Genomic DNA, 23499 nt, shown 5'->3' on the forward strand with positions numbered 1-23499 from the left:
GCCGGAGCCCCCCGGCACCACTTCAGCCCGGGAGCTTCGCCGCGCCGTCCAGCATGTGGGGCAAGCCGGGCAGCGCGTCGTCGCGCAGCACCGCGGGCAGCAGCTCCGCCGGCAGGTCCTGGTAGCAGACCGGGCGCAGGAAACGGCGGATCGCGAGGCTGCCCACCGAGGTGGAGCGGCCGTCCGAGGTCGCCGGGAACGGCCCGCCATGCACCATGGCGTGGCTGACCTCGACGCCCGTCGGCCACCCGTTGGCGAGGATGCGGCCGCTCTTGGCTTCCAGCACGGGCATCAGACGACGCGCCAGCGCCGCGTCCGACGGTTCCAGGTGCAGCGTCACGGTGAGCTGGCCTTCCAGCCGGCGTGTGACCGCGACCATCTCGTCGGCATCCCGGCAGCGCACCACCAGCGACGAGGCGCCGAACACCTCGTGCGCCAGGCTGGCGTCCGCGAGGAAATCGGCGGCTTCGGTGACGAACAGCGCGCCGCGGCCCCGGTTCACGCCCTCGCCGACCTTGCCTTCGGCGACGCGGCGCACGCGCCCGTTGCCTTCCAGCGCCTTCCGCCCCGCCTCGTAGGCGCCGTGGATGCCGGGCGTCAGCATGGCGGCCGGCGCGTAATCGGCGAGCGCCGCGGTGGCGGACGCCACGAAGGCGTCGAGCTCCGGGCCGGCCAGGGCCAGCACGAGGCCGGGGTTGGTGCAGAACTGCCCGGCCCCCATCGTCAGCGAGCCCACGAAGGCCTTGCCGAGCGCGTCCGCCCGGGCGGCGAGCGCGCCGGGCATGAGGTAGACGGGATTGATGCTGCTCATCTCGGCATAGACCGGGATGGGCTCCGGCCGCGCCGCCGCGAGCGCCGCGAGGGCGAGGCCGCCGCCGCGCGAGCCGGTGAAGCCCGCCGCCTTGATGCGGGGGTCGCGCACCAGGGCGGCGCCGGTCTCGTTGGCGCCGAGCAGGAGCGTGAAGGTGCCGGCCGGCAGGCCGCACCGGGCGACCGCGGCGCGGACCGCCTCGCCCACCATCTCGCCGGTGCCCGGATGGGCCGGATGGCCCTTCACCACGACGGGGCAGCCGGCGGCCAGCGCCGAAGCCGTGTCGCCGCCCGCCACCGAGAAGGCGAGGGGGAAGTTGCTGGCGCCGAAGACCGCGACGGGGCCGAGCGGGATGTGGCGCTGGCGCAGGTCGGAGCGGGCCAGCGGCTTGCGGTCGGGCAGGGCGGTGTCGACGCGCAGGTCGAGCCAGTGGCCGGCCCGCACCACGGCGGCGAAGAGCCTCAGCTGCCCGACGGTGCGGCCGCGCTCGCCCTCGATGCGGGCCCGCGGCAGGCCGGATTCGGCGCAGGCGCGCTCGACGAGGGCATCGCCCAGCGCCAGGATCTCCTCGGCGATGGCTTCGAGGAAGGCGGCCCGGCTTTCGGGCGCGGTGTCGCGATAAGCGTCGAACGCTTCCGCGGCGAGCTCGCAGGCGCGCTCGACCTCCGCTTCCCCCGCGAACGCGAAAGCCGGCTCCAGGGTGTCGCCCGTCGCGGGATCCACGGCCTTGAAGCTCGCCGCGCGGCCGGATAGCCGCTCGGTGCCGATCACGATGTCGCCGGTCAATGCCATGCTGGATCCCCATCCGTCCGAAGTGGAGGCCCTGAGCTAGTGCTTCGGTGGGCATTTGTCATACGTTTTCAGGCGGACGGCACACCGCGCGGTCCTTTTCCGGGGCAGCGTCGCTCAACCGGGGCGGGAAGCCCGTCGAGCCGCGGGCGCGTTCCATTGCCAAGGACGGCCGACCCGACGTAGATGAAGGCGCATGTCCGGTGCTCCACGCGGCGGCGGATCGGGCGGCAATTTGAGCTATTTTAGCTGTTTTTAAACGGCAGATGCCGTGTGATCGATCGACCGTCGACAACCTGACGCTGTTCCCGCGGCGTCATACCCGTTCGGACCCGCGCGCCCCATGACGCAAGCCGCCGCCGCCCCGATGACGCCCGCCCCCCGGCCAGACGCGGGGCTCCGCGCGCTGTGCGGCATCGCCGCCTATTACAGGATCGCCGCCGACCCGACCCACCTCCAGCGCGAGCTGGCGCTGGTCGGCCGCGAGGCGGGCATCACCGACCTGATGCGCGCCAGCGGCATCGTGGGGCTGAAGGCGCGGCGCGTCACCCGCACCACGGAAAAGCAGCTCGTCGCCACGCCCACCCCCGCCATCGCCAAGCTGCGCGACGGCGGCTTCGTGGTGTTCGGCGGCCGGCTGCCGGACGGCCGCTTCCGCCTCGTCGACCCCGTCACCAGCATCGACCGGGCGGTGTCGGCGGAGGAGTTCTTCGCCGCCCTCGAGCCGCAGCTCCTGCTGGTCGGCCGCAAGGTGGGTGGCGCCGGCTACGACCCGAAGAGCTTCGGCTTCCGCTGGTTCCTGCCGTCCATCTGGCGCTACCGCCGCCCGCTGACCCACGTGCTGCTGGCGTCGCTCTTCGTGCAGGTGTTCGCCCTCGTGACGCCGCTGTTCTTCCAGGTGGTGGTCGACAAGGTGCTCAGCCACAAGGGCTATTCCACGCTGATCGTGCTCACGGTGGGCATCGTCCTGGTGGGGCTGTTCGACGTCGTGCTGCAGTACCTGCGCACCTACGCGCTCACCCACACCACCAACCGCATCGACGTCGAGCTCGGCCAGCGGCTGTTCCGCCACCTGCTGCACCTGCCGTTGTCCTACTTCGAGACCCGCGCCGCCGGCCAAACCGTCGCCCGCGTGCGCGAGCTCGAGAACGTGCGCGCGTTTCTCACCGGCCAGGGGCTGTTTTCGGCGCTCGACCTCGTGTTCACCTTCGTGTTCATCGGCGTGCTGTTCGCTTATTCGTGGAAGCTGACGATCGTCGTGGTGCTGTCCATCCCGCTCTACATGCTGGTGGCGCTGGGGTTCCGGCCGATCCTGCAGGAGATGGTCCGCGAAAAGTTCAACGCCAGCGCGGTCAGCCAGCAGTTCCTGGTCGAGGCGGTGGTGGGCATCCAGACCGTGAAGGCGTCCGCGGTCGAGCCCATCATGCAGTCGCAGTGGGAGGAGCGCCTCGCCTCCTACGTCAAGCAGTCCTTCTCGGTGACGATCGTGTCCGCCCTGGCGCAGAACGGCGTCACCTACATCAGCCGGCTCGTCACCGCGCTGCTGATGCTGTTCGGCGCCAAGGCGGTGATCGACGGCCAGCTGTCCATCGGCGCTCTGGTGGCCTTCAACATGATCTCGGCCCAGGTGACGGCCCCGGTGCTGCGCTTGAGCCAGCTTTACCAGGACTTCCAGCAGGTGCAGATCTCGGTGGAGCGGCTCGGCGACGTGCTCAACGCCCCGGCCGAGCCGGTAATCCAGGCCCGCACCGTGCTGCCGCCCCCGCGCGGGCTGATCGAGTTCCGCAACGTCACCTTCCGCTACCGCCCCGGCTCCAACGACGTGGTCAAGGCCGTCAACCTGCAGATCCGCCCCGGCGAGGTGGTGGGCATCGTCGGGCCGTCGGGCTCGGGCAAGTCGACGCTGACCAAGCTGGTCCAGCGCCTCTACATGCCGCAGGACGGGCAGATCCTGCTCGACGGCGCCGACCTGACCCAGGTCGACCCGGCCTGGCTGCGCACCAACATCGGCGTGGTGCTGCAGGAGAACCTGCTGTTCAACCGCACCATCCACGAGAACATCGCCTTCGCGGCCCCCGCCATGCCGCGCGCCCAGGTGATCGCCATCGCCAAGCTGTCGGGCGCCGACGAGTTCATCGCCAAGCTCCCCGGGGGCTACGACACGCTGATCGAGGAGCGTGGCGCCAACCTGTCGGGGGGGCAGCGCCAGCGCATCGCCATCGCGCGGGCGCTGGCCACCAACCCGCCGATCCTGATCTTCGACGAGGCGACCTCGGCCCTCGACTACGAGAGCGAGCGCGTGATCCAGAACAACATGCGGCAGATCGTGCGCAACCGCACCGTGATCATCATCGCCCACCGCCTCGCCGCGGTGCGGCCCTGCGACCGCATCATCGGCATGGAGGACGGGCGCGTGATCGAGGTCGGCGCCCACGACGAGCTGATCGCGCGGCAGGACGGCCTTTACCGCAAGCTGTGGGCTCTGCAGAACGAACAGGTGCAGGCATGAGCACCCTTCCGGCCACCACCAAGCCGCCGAAGCCGCCCGCCCCGCGCCGCATCCGGCTCAGCCGCGGCGACCACGAGTTCCTGCCCGCCGCGCTGGAAATCCTGGAAACGCCGCTGTCGCCGGTGCGCTCCGGCATGATCGTGACGATCTGCGCCTTCGTGCTCGTGGCCCTGGTGTGGTCCTGGTTCGGCCGGGTCGACATCATCGCCACCGCCCAGGGCAAGATCCAGCCGGTCGGCCGCACCAAGACGGTGCAGCCGCTCGAAACCGGCAAGGTGGCGGCGATCGCGGCGGAGAACGGCGCGCGGGTCCGTGCCGGCGACGTGCTGGTGCGGCTCGACCCCGGCCAGGCCCAGGCCGACGAGGCCACGCTGCAGGCCGACGTCGGGTCCGAAAAGGCCGAGGTGCTGCGCCGCACGACCGCGCTGATGCTCGCCGCCAAGCGCGCGCTGGGCCCCGTGCCGCAGATCAGGTTCGACGCCGACACGTCCCCCGCCATCGCGGTGCGCGAGCAGCGCGTGCTGGCGCAGGACGTGGCGCAGCTGGCGAGCGCGGTCGCGAGCCTCGACGGGCAGGTGAAGGAGAAGACGGCCGAGCGCGACCGGCTGAAGGGCACCATCGACGCCCAGCAGCTCCTCGTCGCGACCCTGAAGGAGCGCGTCGACATGCGCCAAACGCTGGAAGCGTCGAAGTCGGAGTCGCGCGCCAAGGTGATCGACGCCCTGGAGCTGATGCAGACGCAGCAGGCCACGCTGGCGTCCGAGCGCGGGCAGGTCGGCGAGATCGAGGCCAGCCTCGGGCGCTTGGCGCGCGACATCGAGAAGAGCTACGCGTCCTTCTCCGCCGAGAACGCCCAGAAGCTCGCCGACGCCGAACGGCTGATGGACGAGAACGTCGAGAAGCTCGGCAAGGCGCGGCTGAAGACCGCCGACATGACGCTGAGGAGCCCCATCGACGGCACCGTGTCGGGCTCCACCGTCACGTCGGTGGGCCAGGTGCTGACGGTGGGCGAGCAGGTGATGCAGATCGTGCCGGTGGACAGCAAGCTCGAGGTCGAGTGCTACCTGCCAAACTCCGACATCGGCTTCGTGCGCCGCGACCAGCAGGCGGTGGTGAAGGTCGATTCGTTCCCCTTCACCGATTACGGCACGATCGACGGGCAGGTGACGCGCGTCGCCCACGACGCCATCCCGCAGCCGGACGCCGACCAGCGCGAACAGAACCCGGCGGCGGCCGCCAAGGAGGGCGGCATGTTCGGCGGCGCCCAGCGCTTCCAGAACCTCGTGTTCCCCGTGACGCTGACGATGGACCGCACGTCCATGAACTCGGAAGGCGCGGACGTCCCCCTCGTGCCCGGCATGGCCGTGACGGTGGAGATCAAGACCGGCACGCGCCGCATCCTGTCCTACCTGTTCTCGCCCATCCTCCAGGTGACCACCACGGCCTTCAGGGAGCGGTGAAAGCGACCGCGTCGCCGCAAAGCCGAGGTCGGTCACCGAGTCGGCGAGCGCGGTGCCGTCCTGGCTCGGGTGCGACGTGCACGGAACAGCGCCGTTCCGGCAGGTCCGTGCCGACCGCGGCCCGCGAACCGGTCGGGAGGCCCGTCCCGTCGATGGCGGCGCGCCGGTGGGCCCGGCCGGTGTGGCGCGCGGGGATCGACATCGCCGCCCCATCGCCGCCCCATCGTCGCCCCCATGGGCCCGCCGCTCTGACAGGCGAACGCGGGGCTGATACAAAGCCGCCATGGTGGCGATCAAGAATCACGAAGCGGAACGCTTCCTGCAGCGCGACGTGGGCAGCTATTCCACCTTTCTGCTGCACGGCACCGACATCGGCCTCGTGTCCGAGCGCGTGCGCCGCATCGTCAAGGGGCTGGTCGACGATCCCGGCGACCCGTTCCAGCTCGTGCGCCTGACCGGCGAGGACCTGTCGGGCGACGCCGCGCGCCTGTCCGACGAGGCCCGCACCGTGCCGCTCTTCGGCGGGCGGCGCGCCGTGCTGCTCGACGCCACGGCGGCCAAGAAGGTCGAGGCGGCCGTCGACCTGCTGCTGTCGCACGGCGACGCCTGCCCGGTGGTGATCTCGGCCGGCAACCTCAAGAAGGATTCTGCGCTCCGCAAGGCGGTCGAGCGCAGCCGCACCGCGGCCGCCATCGAGTGCTACCCGGACGGCGACCGCGAGCTCGCCGCCCTCGTGGAGTCCGAGGCCGCCGCGGCGGGCCTGACGATCGACGCCGAAGCCCGCAACCTGCTCGTGTCGCTGCTCGGCTCCGACCGCCTGGCGTCCCGCTCGGAGATCGCCAAGCTCCTGCTCTACGCCCACGGCGGCAAGGCCATCACGGCCGACCACGTCGTCGAAGCGGTGGCGGACGCGTCCGTGCAGGCCAACGACGACGCGCTCGACGCGGCCTTCTGCGGCGACATGCCGGGGCTCGACGCCGCGATGAAGAAGCTGCACCTCGGGCCCGTGGAAGCGGGGCTGCTGCTCGGCGCGGCCCTGCGCCACGCGGCCGCGCTGCACCGCGCCAAGCTCGCCGGGCCGGGCGGCGACCAGCCTTTCCGCTTCGGGCTGTCGCCCAAGCGCCGCGTCGCGGTCGAGCGCCAGCTCGCCGCGCTGTCGCCCGACGCGCTCGCCCGCAACATCGTTCGCATCGGCGAGGGCATCGCGCTCGTGCGGCGGGAGCCGCGCCTCGCCGTCGACCACGCGACCCGCGTGCTCTGGGCTGTGGCGCTTTCGTCACGCTCCCGCGCGGCCCGAAGCTGAGCTGGAACAAAGCCTGTCGAGCCGGCCTTGATCGGCGTGGGACGGCGAGGCTTCGGCCGGGCGGTCCCGCGCCAGCGGCCAAAACGCCCATGGTCGCCGACCTGGATCCATTCTAAACGATCGTCCATGAACCTCCGCGCCCTGCTCATCGCGTGTTCGTTCCTGTCCGGGGCCCTGGCGGCGCGGGCGGACGACCTCGCCGATTACGCCTTTGCGCAGAACCCCGGCGCCGCGGTGCCGGCCGGGGCGTCGTTCACCGAGGCGGACGGGCGCGTCATCGGCTTCGGCGACCTGTTCGGGCATCGGCCGATCGTGCTGGCGCTGGGCTATTTCCATTGCCCGACGCTGTGCTCGGTGGTGCGCGACGACCTGCTCGACGCGCTGTCCCATGCCGGCCTGCGGCCCGGCGCCGATTATGACCTCGCGCTGGTGAGCATCGACCCCGCCGAAACCCGCGCCGACGCCGCGGCGGCCGAAGCCGACGACGCCGCGCGCTACCCCGCCGCGGCGGGCGGGGAAGCGCCCATGCCGGCCGGCTGGCACTTCCTCACCGGCGACGCCGCCTCGGTGGCCGCCGTGGCCTCCGCGGTCGGCTTCAGGAGCCGCTACGACGTCCACCTGAAGCAGTTCCTCCACCCGGCCGGCATCGTGGTGCTGACGCCGGAGGGGCGCGTGTCGGGCTACGTGCTCGGCGTCGGCTACCACGCCGGCGACCTGCGCACCGCCGTCACGGTGGCGTCGACGAGCGGCATCGCCCGGGCGGCGCTGCCGCTGCTGCTGCTGTGCTTCCACTTCGACGCCGAAACGGGGCGCTATTCCCTGTCCGTCATGAAGGTGTTGCGCGCCGCGGGCGTCGTCACCGTGCTGGCGATCGGCGGCACGTTGCTGCTCGCCTTCGGGCGCGAGCGGTCCAGGACATGAACGAGGTCGCCCCATGACGATCCCCCGCCGCCGCAGAGGCACCGCCGCATGACGCCGACCCGCCGACATCCGTCGCGCGCCGGGGCTCCGGCGTGAAGCCGCCGCTCCAGCGCCAGCTGTTCAAGCCGGGCGCCGACGCCGTGTTCCGCTTGGCGCTGCTGGTCTGCGTCGTCGGGCTCGCCGTGGTGCTCTACGCGGCCTCGGCCTTCTCGTCGTCGAACTACGTCACGGGGGTGGGCATCGCGCGCGAGCAGCCCGTACCCTTCAGCCACAAGCACCATGCGGGCGAGCTCGGCATCGACTGCCGCTACTGCCACGCGCAGGCGGAATACCTCGAAACCGCCGGCATCCCGCCGACCTGGACCTGCATGACCTGCCATTCGCAGATCTGGACCGGGTCGGAGATGCTGGCGCCGGTGCGCGACAGCCTCGCCAAGAACATGCCGCTGGTGTGGGCGCGGCTGAACCAGCTGCCGTCCTACGTGTATTTCAACCACTCCATCCACATCCAGAAGGGCATCGGCTGCACGAGCTGCCACGGCGCCGTCACGTCGATGCAGCTCACCTATCGCGCCAACGCCTTCGAGATGGAGTTCTGCATCAACTGCCATCGCAATCCGGAGAAGTTCGTGCGCAAGCCCGGCGAGGTGTGGAACATGGAATGGTCCCCGCCGGCCGACCAGGACAAGGTCGGGGTGCAGCTGGTCGCCGACTACCACATCGCCGGGCCGGGTCGGCTCACCGACTGCTCGATCTGCCACCGGTGAGCTGATGCCCCATCCCCACGACATCGGCGACCTCCGCGCCCGCCTCGCCGGCGGCACCGGCCCGCAGGTCTGGCGCAGCCTCGAGGCCTTGGCGGAAACGCCGGCCTTCCGCGACTTCCTGACCAAGGAGTTCCCGAGCGCGTCCCGCCTCGCGGACGGGCCGGACCGGCGCCAGTTCTTCCGGCTGATGGCGGCGTCCTTCGCCTTCGCGGGGCTCGGCGCCTGTTCGCAGGATCCCGGCAACCCGCGCAACCACGAGATCCCCTACGTCCGCAACCCGGAGCGGGTGGAGCCCTCGGCGCCGCTCGTCTACGCGTCGGCGACGCTGCTCGACGGCATCGCCAACGGCGCCACCGTGACGACCTTCGACGGCCGCCCCCTCAAGGTCGAGGGCAACGCGAGCCACCCGTGGAGCCGCGGCGGCTCGGACATCTTCGCCCAAAGCTCGATCCTCGACCTCTATGACCCGCTCCGCTCCCAGGCGGTGCTGTACCTCAACCGCATTTCGTCCTGGGACGCGTTCCGCGGCGCCATGCTGGGCCGCTTCGCCGCCATCCGGGCGGACGGCGGCGAAGGGCTGCGGCTGCTGACGGGCCCGGTGACGTCGCCGACGCTCCTGGCCTCCATCGACGCCATGCGGGCCGCCTACCCGAGGATGCGGTGGCACGTCCACGCGCCGGCGGCGGGCGACGCCATGGCGGGCGCCGTCGCGGCCTTCGGGCGCAGGCTCCAGGTGCGCTACGCCTTCGCCAAGGCGCGGGTCGTCGTGGCGCTCGACGGCGACCTGCTCGACGCCGGGCCGGCCCAGATCGGCACGTCGCGCGACTGGGTCGACGCCCGCCTGGCGTCCGCCAAGGCCGGGCCGCTGCTCGCCCTGCATTCGGCGGCCTCGACGCCGAGCCTGACCAGCGCCAAGGCCGATTTCCACGTCGCCGTGAACGCGTCCGACATGCTGGCGCTCGTCGGCCGGCTCGCGGCCGAAGTGTCGGCGCCCTCCGATCCCGCCGCGGACGACCTCGTCGGGCAGTGGGTGAAGCGCGCCGGCGCTGCGCTGGCCGCCCACCGGGGCCAGGGCATCCTCACGGCCGGCGCGGCCCAGCCCGCCGCCGTGCACGAGGCCGTGCATCGCTTGAACGACGCTCTCGGCAACCACGGCGGCCCGGTGTTCTTCACCGCGCCCGTGGTGGCCGAGGCCGAGCCCTTCGACGCGCTGGTGCGCGACATGGCGGCGGGCGCGGTGAAGAGCCTCGTCATGCTCGACACCAACCCGGTCTACACGGCGCCGGGCGACCTGAACTTCGCGGAAGCGATCGGCAAGGTGCCGCTGCGCATTCAGTGCGGCACCTCCGTCGACGAAACCTCCGCCTACGCCGATTGGCACCTGCCGCGCGCGCATCCGCTCGAATCGTGGGGGGACGCCCGGGCCTGGGACGGCACGGTCAGTCTGTTCCAACCTACCGTGCAGCCGCTCTACAACGGACGCGGCGACGCCGAAGTCCTGTCGATCCTCACCGACCCGCAGCCGCGCGACGGCTTGGCGATCCTGCGCGACGTCCACGCCAAGGGCCGCGAAGCCGATGCCTTCGCGGCGTTCTGGCGCAAAACGCTGCTCGACGGCTTCGTCGAAGGCTCGGGCTTCGCGCCCGAAGCCGCGGTGCTGGTCCCGGCCGGGCCGGCCGCGGCGGCGGCCGCGCCGCGGGGCGCGGGGCAGCTCGACGTCGTGTTCCGCCCCGACCCCACCATCTGGACGGGCGCCACGGCCAACAACGGCTGGCTCCAGGAACTGCCGAAGCCGCTCACCAAAGTGGTGTGGTCGAACTACATCGCGGTCAGCCCCGCGCTGGCGGAGCGCGAATCCATCGCCACCGGCGACATGGTGCGGATCGCGGTCGGGCAGGGGAGCGTGGACGGGCCGGCCTGGGTCATGCCGGGCCAGGCCGCCGACACCGTGACGCTGTTCCTGGGCTACGGGCGCCCCGTGCCCGACATGCTGTTCTCGGGCCTCGGCTACGCCGCCTTCCCGCTGCGCTCTTCGGCGCAGCCCTGGTCGCGGGCGGGCGGCACGCTGGCGAAGCTGGGCCGGCAGGTCCGCCTCGCCACCACGCAGGACCACTCCACCATGGAGGGTCACGACATCGTCAAGGTGCACCGCGTCGACGGGCCCAAGGTCGAGTCCTTCCCGACGGACGCGCCGTCCTTCTACGACTTCACCGCCAAGGCGAACGACGGCCGTGCCTGGGGCATGGTGATCGACCAGGACGCCTGCATCGGCTGCAACGCCTGCGTGGTATCCTGCCAGGCCGAGAACAACATCCCCGTGGTGGGCGCCCATGAAGTCAGCATCGGCCGCGAGATGCATTGGCTGCGCGTCGACCGCTATTATTCGGGCCTGAAGACCGGCGCCGGCCTCGACGATCCCGACACGCATTTCCAGCCGGTGCTGTGCATGCACTGCGAGGAAGCGCCCTGCGAGGTCGGCTGCCCCGTGGAAGCGACGCTGCACGACCACGAGGGATTGAACCTCATGGTCTACAATCGCTGCATCGGCACCCGCGCCTGCTCGGGCTACTGCCCGTACAAGGTGCGCCATTTCAACTACCTCGACTATACGGGCGGCATGGCGCCCGTGACGCAGCTCCAGCGCAACCCGGAGGTCACCGTCCGGGCGCGCGGCGTCATGGAGAAGTGCACCTACTGCGTGCAGCGCATCGCGTCGGCGCGGATCGAGTCCGACAAGTCGGGCGCCCCCATCGCCGACGGCGCCGTCCGCACGGCCTGTCAGGCCGCCTGCCCGACGCGCGCCATCACCTTCGGGGACCTGATGGACGCGGGCAGCGCCGTGCTGGCCGCCCGCCACGACCCGCGCAACTACGCGCTGCTCGGGGAGCTGAACCTGAAGCCGCGGACCACCTACCTCGCCGAGCTGGCGCCGGCGCTGCCGGGGGCGCCCGCCGGCGACCCGCTTTCCTCGCGCAAGGGCCCGGCATGACCGACGTCATCGAACCTCCGCGCCGGTTCATCGGGGCCTCCGAGTCCTTCTCCTCCGTCGGGCTCGACGTGTCGGGCATCGCCTTCGGGCACCCGCTGCGCCTGCGCTGGTGGCTGGCCTTCCTGGGCGCCATGGGGCTGCTCGGCCTCCTGGTGGTGATGATCGCCCTCGTGCTGTTCGAGGGCGTGGGCGTGTGGGGCAACAACGTGCCCGTCACCTGGGCGCTCGACATCGTCAGCTACGACTGGTGGATCGGCATTGCCAGCGGCGGGCTGCTCATCTCCGCCGTCATGATGATGTTCGGGACCGAGTGGCGCGGCGCGCTCAACCGCCTGACCGAGACCGGCGCCCTGATCGCCGCCGCGGCGGCGGCCTGCTACCCGATCATCCACCTCGGCCGGCCCTGGTTCTTCTATTGGAACCTGCCCTATCCCAACACCTTCCTGTTGTGGCCGCAGTTCCGCTCGCCGCTCTACTGGGACGCGGTCGACATCCTGTCCTACCTGACCATCGCCCTCACGTTCTGGGCCATCGGCCTGCTGCCCGACCTCGCCACCCTGCGCGACCGCGCGCTCGAACGCGCTCGGGATACCGGGCAGGGGCGCTACCGGGCCGTGCTCTACGGCATCGCCGCGCTCGGCTGGCGCGGCTCGGCCCGCCACTGGCACCGCTGGCTGCAGGCCTACCGCACCGTGGCGGTCACGGGCGTGCTGCTGGTCTTCTCGCTCCAGACCGGCGCCGCCGTGATGTTCGCCGGCGCGGTGGAGCCCGGCTGGCACGACCCGCTGCTCCCGTTCGCCTTCGTGGCCGGCGCCATCTTCTCTGGCGTCGCCTTCATGGCCGCCGCCGCCGTGGTGATCCGCTGGATCTTCAGGCTGCAGAGCATGATCACCGACGCGCACCTCGACGTCATGGCGAAGCTGATGCTCGTGCTGGGCCTCATCAACCTGTACTGCTACGCCGACGAGCTTTTCACGACGCTTCTGGGCAACGACCCCTATGAGACGGCGGTTCTGGGCCGCCGCCTCGTCGGGCCGCACGCCTGGGCGTTCTGGGACATCGTGCTCCTGGCCCTGCTGCCCGTCCAGATCTTCTGGTTCAAGGCGGCGCGGCGCTCCGGCCTCGCCCTCGGGCTCGTAGGGGTCGCGGTGAACTCCGGCATCTTCGGCGACCACTACATGGTCATCGTCACGACGCTGCAGCACGACTTCCTGCCGTCCTCGGCCCACGACTTCTCGACCGCGCTCGGCGGCGTGGCGACCTTCGCGGGCTCGGCGGGGCTGTTCCTGACCCTGGCGCTCCTCGGCCTGCGCTACCTGCCGATCGTGTCCATCGTCGAGGTCCGGCGCTTGAGCCAGCTCCGCGCCGAAGCGCGCGTCCAGGTCGCGGGAGGCACCGATGGCGGCCGTTGAAGGCGAAGCCGGCGACGCGCCGATCCACGCGGTCGCGGCGGAGTTCGACAGCGGCGACGCGCTGCTGGCCAGCGTCCACGCGCTCCGGGGCCGAGACCTCGGACGGCTCGACGCCCTGTCGCCCGTGCCGATCGCCGGCATGGGGGAAGCCCTGGGCCTGCCCTCCTCCTCCATGTCGCTGATCGCCATCGGCGCCGTGCTGGCCGGCTTCGCCGCCATGATGGGCATGTGCATCTACGCGACCGCGGCCGACTACGTGTTCAACATCGGCGGCCGGCCGCTCGTGTCCTGGCCGGCCTTCGTGGTGCCGAGCGTGTCCTTCTCGCTGATGACCGGCGCCGTGGCGACCACCTTGTCCATGCTGTTCCTGAACCGCCTGCCGCGGCTCAACCACCCGGACTTCAACATCCCGGACTTCACCCGCGTGACCCAGGACCGCTACTTCCTCACCGTGTCCGAAGTGGGCGGGGACAGGCTCGACCTCGACGCCATCGAGGCGGCACTGGACGGGCTGACCGACCGCCCCGTGCGCGTGACGCGGGTGCCGCGGTGAGGGCCGCCCGCGTCCTCGCCGGCCTGGTCCTTGCCGCACCCCTGCTCGCCGGCTGCGGCAAGGCCAACATGGATTCGCAGGCCAAGGCCAAGCAGTGGGACGAGAACGCCTTCTTCGCGAACCACTCGTCGATGCGCGAGCCCGTGCCCGGCACGGTGGCGCGCGACGCCCCCGACGCGCCGGCGCCCCAGCCGAAGGTGATCACCGCGGCTCTGCTCGAGCGCGGCCGCACCGAGTTCAACGTGTTCTGCTCGCCTTGCCACGGCCAGTCCGGCGACGGGCGCGGCATGATCGTGCAGCGGGGCTTCCCGGCCCCGCCGCCCTTGTGGCTGCCGCGGCTGGAGCAGGCGACGGCGGGCTACATCTACGACGTGATCACGAACGGGCACGGGGTGATGTATTCCTACGCCGACCGGGTGAAGTCCGCCGACCGCTGGGCGGTGATCGCCTATGTGCGGGCCCTGCAGCAGAGCCAGGACGCCAAACCCGCCGACCTGCCGGCCGAAGACCGCGCGCTGCTGGAGGCCGCGCGATGAGCGGGCGATCCGTGAACCGCCCGACGATCGTGGCGCTCGGCGCCGGCGTCCTCTGCGCCGCCGCCGTGGTGGCGCTCGGGATCGCCGGCGAGCCCGTCATGCCGTCCTACCTCGGCGCCTGGCTGTTCCTGTTGGCGCTGCCGCTCGGCGCGCTGCCGATCCTCATGGGCTGCGAACTGCTCGACGTGCCCGAAACGGCGCTGACCGTCATGCTGCGCCGCTTGGCCGCCGTGATGCCGCTCGCCGCCGTCCTGGCGTTGCCCGTGCTGTTCCGGCTCGGCTCGCTCTACCCGTCGCTGTCGGCCGTCAAGGCCGGCCTGCCGGGCTGGTGGATGACCGACACCGGCTTCGTCCTGCGAACGGTGCTGTTCCTGGCGGTCTGGACGGCGCTGTCGTCCGTGTTCTCGCGGCCCGACACGGGGCGGCTCGGCGGCGCGCGCCGGCCCGTCCTCGCCGGACTCGGCCTGGGGCTCCACCTCGTGATGGGCACCCTCGCCGCCTTCGACTGGGCGCAGGAAGTGGAGCCGAGCTTCATGTCGTCCGCCTTCGGCCTGCTGCTGATCTCGGCGCAATGCTCGGTCGCGGTGTCGACGGCCGTGCTGATGGCGGTGGTGGGGCGGCCGGAAGCGGAAGCCTCGCACGCGCTGTCCTCCGGCCGGCGTGACCTCGTCGCGACGGAGCATGTCGCGACCGCGCTGGCGGTGCTGCTCGGGGCCTGGGGCTTCATGGTCTTCACCCAGTACCTCGTCGTGTGGTCGGCCAACCTCCCCAAGGAGGTGGTGTGGTATCAGCACCGCTCGGCGGGCATCGGCCTCTTGGCGGAATATTGCGCCGGCATCCTGTGTGCCCTGGCCCTCGTGGCGCTGCTGCCGCGCGCGCCGGCGCGCCACGCCGGCGTGGTCGCCTGGGTGGCGGCGGCGCTGTTGGTGATGCACGGCTTCGAGATGCTGTGGCTGGTGACGCCGGCCTTCCGCTCCGCCTTCACCCTGACGCCGGCCGACATCGCGGCCGTCGCGGCGGCGGCGGGCCTCGGCATCGGCGGGGCGCTGCTGTTCGGCGATCGCGCCGGCACCGGGAGGGTCGGTCATGGCGCAACCTGAGCGCGGGCCTGCGGGCACCAAGAAGCGCTGGCGCGAGGCCGCCCTCGGAGGGGCCCTCGTGGCGCTCGGCGGTGCGCTGTTCGGGGCGACCCGCCGCGCAGCCGAACCGGGCGGCAAGCCGGGGGCGGGGGCGACCGCGAAGGGCCGAGGCGCCGGCCAGGAGCCCGGCAAGGCGGGCACCAACAAGGGCGGCGCCAAGCCGGATCCCCGGTCGCGCCCCAACGTGTCGAAGTCCAAGGTCCGCACGAAGCCGAACCCGCCCGCGGCCGTGGGGCCCACCCTGTACTGGCCGCCCCCGCCGCCGAAGCCGCTCGACGTGTACAGCGACGGCGTCCGCCCCCCCGAGCAGGCGGTGCAGAACTCGCACCTGCCCGTCGACCCGGGAGCGGAGAAGCGCGGCTACGAGGGCTTCGACGCCAAGCCGGGCACCATCGTCAAGGTGATGCTGTCGTCGGTCGTCGTCATCGTGTGCTGCATCGCGGGGCTGTTCTACCTGATCGGGCAACAGCACCGCGAGGACGCGCGGGGCCCTGCGCTGACCCCGCAGCAACTCGCCGTCATCGTGCCGCCCGGCCCCCACCTCCAGGACCATCCGCTCCACGACATCGCGACCGAGAACAAGCGGGAGTTCGATCTGCTGAAATATTATGCCTGGACGGGCCCGGACCACAGGGCCGGCCGCATCCCCATCGAGCGTGCCCAGGCGCTGGTGACGGGACGTCCGCTGGATCCGCTGCCGTCCGCCGCGCCGCAGGCTCCGGGGGGGCCCGCCGCGGCCCCGACCGCGCCGGCGCCGGTCCCGGCCTCGAACCCGTGACCGCTGTGGAGCTTCAGCCATGAACGGCATCGGGCATGCCCTCGACATCTGGCCGGCGGCGGCTTCGGCCAGCGCCGTGGAGGCGGATCACCTGATCCTGTCCTTCACGGTCCTGACGCTGTTCCTCACCGTGCCGATCTTCATCGCCTTCACCTGGTTCGCGATCGTGTACCGCAAGGGCGTGAAGGCGGACCGCCGGCACAGCGAGACCCGGTCCTCGGCGATCGAGATGACCTGGATGATCGGCCCCTTCATCCTCACGCTGTTCTTCTTCGCCTGGGGGGCCCAGCTCTTCATGCATCACAAGACGCTGCCGGCGGGCGGGCTGCAGATCGACGCCATCGGGCGCCAATGGATGTGGAAGTTCCAGCACCCCGGCGGCCAGTCCGAGATCAACGACCTGCACGTGCCGGTCGGCGAGAACGTCGTGATGCACATGATCTCGCAGGACGTCATCCACGCCTTCTACCTGCCGGCGCTGCGCATTCAGATGGACGTGCTGCCGGACCGCTACACGAACCTGTGGTTCAAGGCCGACAAAGTGGGCAGCTACCACCTGTTCTGCTCGGAATATTGCGGGACCGACCATTCGGTGATGGGCGGCACCATCACGGTGATGGAGCCCGCCGCCTACCAGCAGTGGCTCGCCGCCTCGGGCTCCGACATGTCGCTGGCGTCCGCCGGCGAGGCCCTGTTCGGGTCCTACGGCTGCTCGGGCTGCCACCAGGGCCAGTCCACCGTGCGGGCTCCCTCGCTCGCCGGGCTCTACGGCAAGCCCGTGCCGATGGAAGACGGGCGCACCGTCGTGGCGGACGACAGCTACATCCGCGACAAGATCCTCAACCCGAACGACAACCTCATCGCCGGCTACAAGCAGGTGATGCCGAGCTTCAAGGGCGTGATCGCCGAGGACGACCTCCTCCGCCTCGTCGCCTACATCAAATCGACTGGCGTGAAGACGACCGGGAGCCTGCAATGACCTACGCGGCCCAGCGCGACGCCCACGTCCCGCACGCGACCATCGACGCGCCGAAGGACTACCTCCACATCACCCACACGGTGAAGTCCTGGCTGCTGAGCACCGACCACAAGCGGATCGGCATCCTCTACCTCATCTCCATCACCGGCTTCTTCTTCATCGGCGCGGTGGCGGCGGGCCTGCTGCGCCTGTCGCTGGTGGTGCCGGACGGCTCGATCTTCACCAACGACACCTACAACAAGCTGTTCACCATCCACGGCGTCGTGATGGTGTGGTTCTTCCTCATCCCCTCGATCCCGGCGACCTTCGGCAACTTCCTGCTGCCGATCATGATCGGCGCCAAGGACCTGGCCTTCCCCCGGCTGAACACGACGTCGTGGTACGTGTTCATGACGGGCGCGCTCTTCGCCATGCTGTCGGTGCTGTTCGGCGGCATCGACACGGGCTGGACCTTCTACGCCCCGCTGTCGACCGCCTTCTCCAACACCTACGTGTCGCTGGCGCTGGTCGGCGTCATCATCGTGGGTTTCTCGTCCATCCTGACGGGGCTGAACTTCATCGTCACGGTCCACACCATGCGGGCGCCGGGCATGACCTGGTTCCGCATGCCGATCTTCGTGTGGACCATGTACGCGGTGAGCATGATCTTCCTGCTCGCCACCCCGGTCATCACCATGGCGCTGATCCTGCTCGTGATGGAGCGGACCTTCAAGATCGGCGTCTTCGATCCCGCGCTGGGCGGCGACCCGGTGCTGTTCGAACACCTGTTCTGGTTCTACTCGCACCCGGCCGTCTACATCATGGTGCTGCCCGGCATGGGCGTCATCTCGGAGATCGTGCCGGCCTTCGCCCGCAAGCGGCTGTTCGGCTACAAGTTCGTCGCCTACGCGTCCATCGGGCTCGCCACTATCACGTTCTTCGTGTGGGGCCACCACATGTTCGTCAACGGGCAGAGCGACTATGCCAGCGTCACCTTCTCGTTCCTGAGCTTCGCCGTCGCGGTGCCGTCGGCCGTGAAGGTCTACAATTGGACCGCGACGATCCACAAGGGCACGCTCGTGCTCGATACGCCGATGCTCTACGCCATGGGCTATATCGGGCTGTTCGTCATCGGCGGGTTGACCGGGCTGTTCCTGGCGACGCTCGCCATCGACGAGCACGTGCACGACACATACTTCGTCGTGGCGCATTTCCACTACATCATGGTGGGCGGCACCGTGCTGGCGTTCCTGGGGGGGCTCCACTACTGGTGGCCGAAGTTCACCGGGCGGATGTACAACGAGGCGTGGGGCCGCGTTTCGGCCGTGCTGATGTTCATCGGCTTCAACGTGACCTTCTTCCCGCAGTTCATCCTGGGGTACCTCGGGATGCCGCGGCGCTACCACGTGTATCCGGCCGAATTCCAGCTGATGAACATCATGTCCTCGGCGGGCGCCACCATCCTGGCCTTCGCCTACGTGTTCCCTTTCGTCTATCTGCTCTACTCGCTGTGGTTCGGCAAGAAGGCGCCGGACAACCCGTGGGACGCGAAGGGGCTGGAATGGATGACGACCTCGCCGCCACCTCTGCACAACTTCATCAAGCCTCCGGTCGTGGATTTCGAGGCTTACGACTACGAAGCCAAGGTGCCGGAAGCATGAGCGACACCCTGGCGGACGGCGTCGGCCTCCACGTCATCGAGCAGTTCGTTGACGCCGAACAGCAGCGCCATGCCGGCCAGCTCGGCATGTGGGCCTGGCTGGTGACGGAGCTGCTGCTCTTCGCCGGGCTGTTCCTCGTCGCCACCGTGCTCAGGGTGCAATACCCGGAGTCGGTGCATCTCGCGGTGTCGCACCTCAAGTTCTGGATCGGCGCGACCAACACGGGGGTGCTGATCGTGTCGAGCCTGACCATGTCGGGCGCCATCCAGGCGTCGCGGCTGGGGCTGCAGCGCCTCACCGTCTATTGCATGTACGCCACCGCGGCGCTCGGCACGCTGTTCATCCTGCTGAAGCTCTACGAGTGGTACGACGACATCGTCGAGCACATGGCGCCGTGGCTGAACCAGCCCTACGAACTCGCCTTCGACAAGCCGTCGACGCTGTTCACCAACCTGTACTGGGTGACGACGGGGCTGCACGGGCTGCACCTGACCACGGGCGTCACCATCCTGATGGTGCTCGCCCTTCAGGCGCGGGCCGAGGGCTACCTGTCCCGGCACCAGAACCGGATCGAGGTGTTCGGCCTCTACTGGCACTTCATCGACCTGATCTGGATCATCGTGTTCCCCATGCTCTACGTCATCGGGAGGTGAGCGCCTTGCAGGGACCCCTCTTCACCGACGCGCAGAAGCGCGAGTTCGTGCGCCGCATGGACATCCCGCTCCGGGTGTTCGTCGGGCTGATCCTGTCGCTCGGCACGATGGTGCTGTTCGGCGCCACCCGCCCGGCGTCCTGGATCTGGATGGCCGAAGTCGCCGTGCTGCTCGTGATGGTCGTCGTCACGATGCTGTATGCGATGGAGGTGAAGGACGACCTGCCGCTGATGCGGATGTGGTCGGTCGTCGGCTTCGCCTGGCTCTGCATCCTGTTCGGGATGGTGCTGATCGACTACCTGACGCGGGGCGGCTTCCCGATGTGACGGCCGTCCCGGTCCCACCGGGCGGGGATCAGGACGCGAGGTCCGCCACCACCATGTCGAGCACCGGGAAGCCTTCGCGGGTCACGCGCAGCCGGCCCCCCGAGGAGCGCTCGACGAGGCCATCGTCGATGAGGCTGTCGATGCGAGTGCCGTCGAGCGGGCGGCCCGCCAGCGCGGCGAAACGCGCCGGGTCGATGCCTTCGCCGAGACGGAGCCCCATCAGCAGGAACTCGTCGCCCTGCTCCTCGGCCGACAACCCTTCGTCCGACACCAGGCCGTGCCCTTCGCCCTCGACCACCGTCAGCCACATCTCGGGGTGGCGCTCGGTGGAATGGGCGCGCCGTCCCGAGGCGGTGAGGATTCGCCCGTGGGCCCCCGGGCCGACGCCGGCATATTCGCCGTAGCGCCAATAGACGAGGTTGTGGCGCGACTCGGCGCCCGGGCGGGCGTGGTTCGACACCTCGTAGGCCGGCAGGCCGCGCGCCGCCGTCAGCTCCTGCGTCACCTCCCAAAGGGCGCGCGCCTGTTCGGGGTCGGGCACGGCGAGCTTGCCCGCCTTGAACAGGCGCTCGAACATCGTGTCGGGCTCGATGGTCAGCTGGTAGAGCGACAGGTGCTCGGCGGCGCGGTCGATGGCGCCGTGCAGCTCGGCCTGCCATTGCGCCGGCGTTTGGCCGGGGCGGGCGTAGATCAGGTCGAAGGAGAAGCGCTCGAAATGCGTCGCCGCGATCTCGACCGCCGCCAGCGCCTCCTCGGCCGTGTGCAGGCGCCCGAGCGCCTTGAGGTCGGGGTCGTTCAACGCTTGGACGCCCAGCGACACCCGGTTGATCCCCGCCGCGCGGTAGCCCTCGAACCGCGTCGCGTCGACGCTCGTGGGATTGGCTTCCAGCGTCACCTCTGCGTCGGCGTCGACGTTCCAGTGGCCCGCGATGGCGTCGAGGATGCTGCCGACCGTGGAAGGCTTCATCAGCGACGGCGTGCCGCCGCCGAAGAACACCGATTGCACGGTGCGGCCCGGCGTCAGGGCCGCGCGGTGCGCCAGCTCCTGCCGAAAGGCCGACAGGAACCGCGCCTCGTCCACGGGCGCCTGGCGGACGTGGCTGTTGAAGTCGCAGTAGGGACATTTCGACAGGCAGAACGGCCAGTGCACGTAGAGGCCGAAGCCGGGATCGATGGCGGTCATGGGCGACTTATGGCACGGGGCGGGGCCGCGGGTCACGCCCCGCGACGGGCGGCTTCACGCCCCGAACAGCCGCCGCGACAGCATCTGGAACGCCCGCGCCCGGTGGGACAGGGCTTCGCCGCCGTCCGCGGGCAGGCCGTGCTTCTCCTCCGACGACATTTCGCCGAAGGTGCGGTCGTGCCCGTCCGGCAGGAAGGCGGGGTCGTAGCCGAAGCCCTGGCGGCCGCGCGGCGGCGTCACGATGGTGCCGTCCACCCGGCCCTCGACGGCTTCCACCCGGCCGTCCGGCCACACCAGCGCCAGCGCGGCGGTGAAATGGGCGCGCCGCGCGTCGGGCGTGCTGGCGCCCCGCTCGGCGAGCAGCGCCTCGATGCGGGCCATCGCACCCGTGAAGTCCTTGTCGGGCCCGGCCCAGCGTGCCGAGAACAGCCCCGGCGCGCCGTCGAGGGCCTCGACGCAGAGGCCGGAATCGTCGGCCAGCGCCGGCAATCCGGCGCCCTGGGCCGCGGCCTGGGCCTTGAGCCGGGCGTTGGCGGCGAAGGTGGTGCCGGTTTCGTCCGGCTCCGGCAGGCCGAGCTCGCCAGCCGACAGCACCGTCACGCCGTGGGGCTTCAGCAGCTCGCGGAATTCGGCCAGCTTGCCCGCATTGTGGGTGGCGATCACGAGGCGGTCGAGGCTGGGATCGCGCATGGAAAGGGGTCCGGGACGGAAAACGGGGCTCGCGGCCCCGGCGGGTCTTCGCGATGGCGCTTCCGCCCCCCGAAGGGGGAGATCCGCGCCGTCCCGGACACCCGAGCCGTCGCGGCGTGCGGCCATCGATGCGGGCCTGATTAGACCGTCGCCCCCCGCTTGGCCAGTTGTGAACCGGCCGCCGACCGTGTCGGGGAACGGGCAGGCCCGCGACGCCGAGGCTCGTGGCTGCGGCGATTTGACCGTGTGCGGACCGGGATGGCCTTGGAATTCCTCGATTTTCTGACCTAGAGTCGGGCGCGCGGACCGGCAGGTCACCGTCGGGTGGCGCTTGATCGGCGTCGAAGGGTGTCGGGATCGATGGATCGGATCGAGGCAGCGGGCGATTCGGGGGGCGGCGCGGGGCGATCGTCCGCCGCCCCGTCGTCCGTCCCGCATCCCGCCCTCGACCGCATCGTCGCGATGGCGGCCGACCTTTTCGCCGCGTCGATGGCCGGCCTGGTGCTGCGCCGGGGGAACGTCGCCGACATCCGCTCCTCGATCGGCCTCGACGGCGTGCCGCGGGCGATCCCCTGGGACTTTCCCCTGTCCGCCCCCGCGCCCCTGGCCGTCCCCGACCTCGCCTCCGACCCTCGCGCGCGCCGTTCCCCCGTCGTCGACGGGCCGCAGGCGCGGTTCTACGCCGGTGCCCCGGTGCCGGGCGCGGACGGCGCCCCGCTCGGCACGCTCTGCGTGATGGCGCCCGAACCCCGTGCCACGCCCTCGCCCGCCGACATGGCCCGCCTCGGCGCCCTGGCGGTCCTCGCCGGCGACGCCATCGCGGCCCACGGGGCGCGCGAGCGGGCCGAGGCGAACGCGGACGCCAAGGCGGAACTGCTGGCCGACGTGAGCCACGAGATGCGCACGCCGCTCAACGCGATCGTGGGTTTCACGCAGCTCCTCGGCCGCGACGCCGCGCTCCACGGCGAAGCCCGCCGCGCCCTGGAGCGCATCGAGGAGGCGGGGCGCGGCCTGCTCAACATCGTGGGCGACGCGCTCGACCTGTCCCGCCTCGAATCCGGTCTCGTGCGCCTCGACCTGCGCGCTTTCTCGCCCGCGCGCCTCGTCGAGGATGCCGCCGCGATGCTCCGCGCCGAGGCCGAGCGCAAGGGCCTCCGCCTCGTCGTCGACCTCCCCGCGGGCGCGACCGGCGCCCTGGTCGGCGACCCGGACCGCCTGCGGCAGGTCGTCCTCAACCTCCTGTCCAACGCCGTGAAGTTCACCGCCAGCGGGACGGTGCGCCTCACCCTGCGCGTCGATGCCTGCGGGGGCGGCGGCGTGCCCGTGACGGTGTCGGTGGAGGACAGCGGCGTCGGCATCGCGGCGGACGGCCTGTCCCGCCTTTTCCGCCGCTTCTCGCAGGCTGACGGCAGCGTGGCGCGGACCTTCGGCGGCAGCGGGCTCGGCCTCGCCATATCGAAGTCCCTGGTCGAGGCGATGGGGGGGCGCATCACCGTGGATTCCGCGCCGGGCGAGGGCGCGCGCTTCGCCGTGTCGCTCGTGCTGCCCCGCGCCGCCGACCCCCGCCCGCCGGCATCCCCGCATCGCGCCGCCGCGGCGGCGGGGCGGGGCGGGCTGCACGGGCTCGCGATCCTGGTCGCCGAGGACGCGGCGATGAACCAGAAGCTGGTGGTGCAGATGCTGGAGCCGCTCGGCGCCGAAGTCGACGTCGTGTGCGACGGCGCCGCCGCCGTGGCCGCCGTGAAGCGGCGGGACTACGCCCTGGTGCTGATGGACATGGAAATGCCGGTGCTGGGCGGCCTCGACGCCACCCGGCAGATCCGGGCGTCGGGCGGCGCGGCCGCGGGCGTGCCCATCGTGGCGCTCACCGCCAACGTCTTCCCCGAGCAGCTCGACCTGTGCCGCGAGGCCGGCATGGACGACCACCTCACAAAGCCCTTCGGCGCCGACGACCTCGCCGCCATGGCGCTGCGCTGGGCGCGGCGCCTCGCCCCGGTGCCCGAAGGCACGCCCTGATGCCGGCCCGACCGAACCTCCGGGATTTTGATCCGATCCGTTCAC

At 71.0% G+C, this 23499-nt stretch carries 19 protein-coding genes; 16 read left to right on the forward strand and 3 right to left on the reverse strand.

All coding sequences use genetic code 11. The features are described 5' to 3' along the window. Nucleotides 1-22: 22 nt before the first annotated feature. Entirely contained in the window at nucleotides 23-1603 is a 1581-nt protein-coding gene (locus D3273_RS07935; RefSeq protein ID WP_129225222.1) for an aldehyde dehydrogenase (NADP(+)), read from the reverse strand. 340 nt (nucleotides 1604-1943) lie between these two features. Between D3273_RS07935 and D3273_RS07940 the strand changes: the two genes are divergently transcribed. The 15 genes from D3273_RS07940 to D3273_RS08015 all read left to right on the forward strand — a co-directional run bounded on the left by D3273_RS07940 (nucleotide 1944) and on the right by D3273_RS08015 (nucleotide 19565). Further along, the gene (locus D3273_RS07940) at nucleotides 1944-4109 is read left to right on the forward strand and encodes a peptidase domain-containing ABC transporter (protein ID WP_129225224.1); all 2166 of its coding nucleotides are present in this window, start codon (nucleotides 1944-1946) and stop codon (nucleotides 4107-4109) included. Then, on the forward strand, nucleotides 4106-5569 hold the full coding sequence (locus D3273_RS07945; RefSeq protein ID WP_129225226.1) for an HlyD family type I secretion periplasmic adaptor subunit: 1464 nt from the start codon (nucleotides 4106-4108) through the stop codon (nucleotides 5567-5569). The genes D3273_RS07940 and D3273_RS07945 overlap by 4 nt, the downstream gene beginning before the upstream one ends. Before the next feature lie 283 nt (nucleotides 5570-5852). Next, a complete protein-coding gene (gene holA / locus D3273_RS07950) occupies nucleotides 5853-6872 on the forward strand; it encodes a DNA polymerase III subunit delta (protein WP_129225228.1) in 1020 nt (339 codons plus the stop codon). Between the two features lie 126 nt (nucleotides 6873-6998). Continuing rightward, a complete protein-coding gene (locus tag D3273_RS28150; RefSeq protein ID WP_165359419.1) occupies nucleotides 6999-7793 on the forward strand; it encodes an SCO family protein in 795 nt (264 codons plus the stop codon). 92 nt (nucleotides 7794-7885) lie between these two features. Further along, entirely contained in the window at nucleotides 7886-8560 is a 675-nt protein-coding gene (locus tag D3273_RS07965; RefSeq protein ID WP_129225234.1) for a cytochrome c3 family protein, read from the forward strand. Between the two features lie 4 nt (nucleotides 8561-8564). Next, a complete protein-coding gene (locus D3273_RS07970) occupies nucleotides 8565-11549 on the forward strand; it encodes a TAT-variant-translocated molybdopterin oxidoreductase (protein WP_129225235.1) in 2985 nt (994 codons plus the stop codon). Beyond that, nucleotides 11546-12961, forward strand: a complete 1416-nt coding sequence (gene nrfD, locus D3273_RS07975; protein ID WP_129225237.1) for an NrfD/PsrC family molybdoenzyme membrane anchor subunit — start codon at nucleotides 11546-11548, stop codon at nucleotides 12959-12961. Before D3273_RS07970 ends, nrfD begins: the two co-directional genes overlap by 4 nt. Further along, the gene (locus tag D3273_RS07980) at nucleotides 12948-13514 is read left to right on the forward strand and encodes a DUF3341 domain-containing protein (protein ID WP_129225239.1); all 567 of its coding nucleotides are present in this window, start codon (nucleotides 12948-12950) and stop codon (nucleotides 13512-13514) included. The genes nrfD and D3273_RS07980 overlap by 14 nt, the downstream gene beginning before the upstream one ends. Further along, nucleotides 13511-14050: a c-type cytochrome gene (locus D3273_RS07985; protein ID WP_245501062.1), complete on the forward strand. Its 540-nt coding sequence runs from the start codon at nucleotides 13511-13513 to the stop codon at nucleotides 14048-14050. The genes D3273_RS07980 and D3273_RS07985 overlap by 4 nt, the downstream gene beginning before the upstream one ends. After that, the gene (locus D3273_RS07990; protein ID WP_129225241.1) at nucleotides 14047-15150 is read left to right on the forward strand and encodes a hypothetical protein; all 1104 of its coding nucleotides are present in this window, start codon (nucleotides 14047-14049) and stop codon (nucleotides 15148-15150) included. The genes D3273_RS07985 and D3273_RS07990 overlap by 4 nt, the downstream gene beginning before the upstream one ends. Continuing rightward, a complete protein-coding gene (locus D3273_RS07995) occupies nucleotides 15137-15967 on the forward strand; it encodes a hypothetical protein (RefSeq protein WP_129225243.1) in 831 nt (276 codons plus the stop codon). The genes D3273_RS07990 and D3273_RS07995 overlap by 14 nt, the downstream gene beginning before the upstream one ends. A 19-nt stretch (nucleotides 15968-15986) precedes the next feature. Then, complete coding sequence (gene coxB, locus D3273_RS08000) at nucleotides 15987-16946, forward strand: cytochrome c oxidase subunit II (RefSeq protein ID WP_129225245.1); 960 nt, start codon at nucleotides 15987-15989, stop codon at nucleotides 16944-16946. Beyond that, on the forward strand, nucleotides 16943-18586 hold the full coding sequence (gene ctaD, locus D3273_RS08005) for a cytochrome c oxidase subunit I (RefSeq protein ID WP_129225247.1): 1644 nt from the start codon (nucleotides 16943-16945) through the stop codon (nucleotides 18584-18586). Before coxB ends, ctaD begins: the two co-directional genes overlap by 4 nt. After that, entirely contained in the window at nucleotides 18583-19239 is a 657-nt protein-coding gene (locus D3273_RS08010) for a cytochrome c oxidase subunit 3 (protein WP_129225249.1), read from the forward strand. The genes ctaD and D3273_RS08010 overlap by 4 nt, the downstream gene beginning before the upstream one ends. A gap of 5 nt (nucleotides 19240-19244) precedes the next feature. Then, the gene (locus tag D3273_RS08015) at nucleotides 19245-19565 is read left to right on the forward strand and encodes a cytochrome C oxidase subunit IV family protein (RefSeq protein WP_129225250.1); all 321 of its coding nucleotides are present in this window, start codon (nucleotides 19245-19247) and stop codon (nucleotides 19563-19565) included. 28 nt (nucleotides 19566-19593) lie between these two features. Here D3273_RS08015 and hemW read toward each other — a convergent pair whose 3' ends face one another. Both hemW and rdgB read right to left on the reverse strand, forming a co-directional pair. Further along, entirely contained in the window at nucleotides 19594-20748 is a 1155-nt protein-coding gene (hemW, locus tag D3273_RS08020; RefSeq protein ID WP_129225252.1) for a radical SAM family heme chaperone HemW, read from the reverse strand. A gap of 54 nt (nucleotides 20749-20802) precedes the next feature. Then, nucleotides 20803-21438 (reverse strand): RdgB/HAM1 family non-canonical purine NTP pyrophosphatase, encoded by a 636-nt coding sequence (rdgB, locus tag D3273_RS08025; protein ID WP_129225254.1) that lies wholly within the window; start codon nucleotides 21436-21438, stop codon nucleotides 20803-20805. Nucleotides 21439-21798: 360 nt separating this feature from the next. Here rdgB and D3273_RS08030 point away from each other — a divergent pair, with 360 nt between their 5' ends. Beyond that, nucleotides 21799-23454, forward strand: coding sequence for a GAF domain-containing hybrid sensor histidine kinase/response regulator (locus D3273_RS08030; protein ID WP_129225256.1), 1656 nt, complete (start codon nucleotides 21799-21801; stop codon nucleotides 23452-23454). The last annotated feature ends 45 nt before the right edge of the window (nucleotides 23455-23499 follow it).

This window comes from Lichenibacterium minor, assembly GCF_004137685.1.
Lineage (GTDB): Bacteria > Pseudomonadota > Alphaproteobacteria > Rhizobiales > Beijerinckiaceae > Lichenihabitans > Lichenihabitans minor.

Coding starts and splice junctions, on each gene's coding strand:
- D3273_RS08010 (WP_129225249.1), top strand. CDS start 18,583: ATGAGCGACACCCTGGCGGACGGCGTCGGCCTCCACGTCATCGAGCAG.
- ctaD (WP_129225247.1), top strand. CDS start 16,943: ATGACCTACGCGGCCCAGCGCGACGCCCACGTCCCGCACGCGACCATC.
- D3273_RS08030 (WP_129225256.1), top strand. CDS start 21,799: ATGGATCGGATCGAGGCAGCGGGCGATTCGGGGGGCGGCGCGGGGCGA.
- D3273_RS07935 (WP_129225222.1), bottom strand. CDS start 1,603: ATGGCATTGACCGGCGACATCGTGATCGGCACCGAGCGGCTATCCGGC.
- holA (WP_129225228.1), top strand. CDS start 5,853: ATGGTGGCGATCAAGAATCACGAAGCGGAACGCTTCCTGCAGCGCGAC.
- D3273_RS07940 (WP_129225224.1), top strand. CDS start 1,944: ATGACGCAAGCCGCCGCCGCCCCGATGACGCCCGCCCCCCGGCCAGAC.
- coxB (WP_129225245.1), top strand. CDS start 15,987: ATGAACGGCATCGGGCATGCCCTCGACATCTGGCCGGCGGCGGCTTCG.
- D3273_RS07995 (WP_129225243.1), top strand. CDS start 15,137: ATGGCGCAACCTGAGCGCGGGCCTGCGGGCACCAAGAAGCGCTGGCGC.
- D3273_RS28150 (WP_165359419.1), top strand. CDS start 6,999: ATGAACCTCCGCGCCCTGCTCATCGCGTGTTCGTTCCTGTCCGGGGCC.
- D3273_RS07970 (WP_129225235.1), top strand. CDS start 8,565: ATGCCCCATCCCCACGACATCGGCGACCTCCGCGCCCGCCTCGCCGGC.
- hemW (WP_129225252.1), bottom strand. CDS start 20,748: ATGACCGCCATCGATCCCGGCTTCGGCCTCTACGTGCACTGGCCGTTC.
- rdgB (WP_129225254.1), bottom strand. CDS start 21,438: ATGCGCGATCCCAGCCTCGACCGCCTCGTGATCGCCACCCACAATGCG.
- D3273_RS07980 (WP_129225239.1), top strand. CDS start 12,948: ATGGCGGCCGTTGAAGGCGAAGCCGGCGACGCGCCGATCCACGCGGTC.
- nrfD (WP_129225237.1), top strand. CDS start 11,546: ATGACCGACGTCATCGAACCTCCGCGCCGGTTCATCGGGGCCTCCGAG.
- D3273_RS07990 (WP_129225241.1), top strand. CDS start 14,047: ATGAGCGGGCGATCCGTGAACCGCCCGACGATCGTGGCGCTCGGCGCC.
- D3273_RS07945 (WP_129225226.1), top strand. CDS start 4,106: ATGAGCACCCTTCCGGCCACCACCAAGCCGCCGAAGCCGCCCGCCCCG.